The following is an 814-nucleotide window of genomic DNA, read 5'->3' as shown; positions in this document are numbered from 1 at the left end:
CTGACGAATCTCGCTGGCTCTCGACACCACTGTGTGGTGCTGGGAGGCGGAGATGCCTGACACTTCGTTCCCCGAGGGCTCGCTGAAACTGTCGATTCTCAATCGCAGCCGCCTACTGGATAGGCTGATTGATGGGCAGTGGGTGACCGTGAAGGTGTTGCCGGAGAAGTGTCTCCCGAAGGGTATCTATCATCTTTCGGAAGCGGAGCACCCGGCAGTGTCTTCTGAACCTGCAACCTACAGTGGCCCTCTGTTGCTCGTGGACGAGCAGCATGTCTACCAACTGCAGGACACAACCATCATGCGCCATGACCGAGAAACATTTGGTGATGCAGCGCATATGTCCGAGCGCCTGGCAGCCGGAATGCGTTTGAGCGTGACGTACCATCTTGGTCGACGCCCAGTCGTTCGGGCGGCATGAGTGGTTGATGCCGTTCGATAAACCCGCCGGCTGTCACAGCGAATAACGCTGTCAGCCAGCCCACCCCCAGGGGGAGATGCACTCTCCTCTGGGGGGTGCTTCCCCCTCAAGCAGGAGAAGCACGATGAACAATCCCTTCCAGAAAGGCTTTCGGCAGCTTCACAGCCATCCAGCTATCAGGATCTCGAGTGCTGGGTCAATTGATGTTCATAGGCCGCTGCACACTCTCCACCAACACATCTCGACGCTGATAGGCGTTGGTGATCCAGTCGTGTTCGACGATGAGGCAGCGTGGCTGCCCTCATTCGATGAAGAGCTGGACCAGCGAGATGGATCAGTCGGTGAGGTGCGCGGTGTGGTGCACGAAATTGTGGCCACTGACAGCAGCGGGGA

At 58.1% G+C, this 814-nt stretch carries 2 protein-coding genes; both read left to right on the top strand.

Features of this window, described 5'->3' with window-relative positions; genetic code table 11:
- Positions 1-52: 52 nt before the first annotated feature.
- Positions 53-421: a KfrB domain-containing protein gene (locus tag ACGTN6_RS20625; RefSeq protein WP_394594933.1), complete on the top strand. Its 369-nt coding sequence runs from the start codon at positions 53-55 to the stop codon at positions 419-421.
- 124 nt (positions 422-545) lie between these two features.
- Positions 546-814: hypothetical protein (locus ACGTN6_RS20620; protein WP_394594932.1), on the top strand; the 269-nt coding region annotated here is incomplete at its 3' end.

This window comes from Halomonas sp. B23F22_20, assembly GCF_043496985.1.
Taxonomy (GTDB): domain Bacteria; phylum Pseudomonadota; class Gammaproteobacteria; order Pseudomonadales; family Halomonadaceae; genus Halomonas.
This window is presented reverse-complemented; position numbering and strand designations above follow the sequence as displayed.

Coding starts and splice junctions, on each gene's coding strand:
- ACGTN6_RS20625 (WP_394594933.1), top strand. CDS start 53: ATGCCTGACACTTCGTTCCCCGAGGGCTCGCTGAAACTGTCGATTCTC.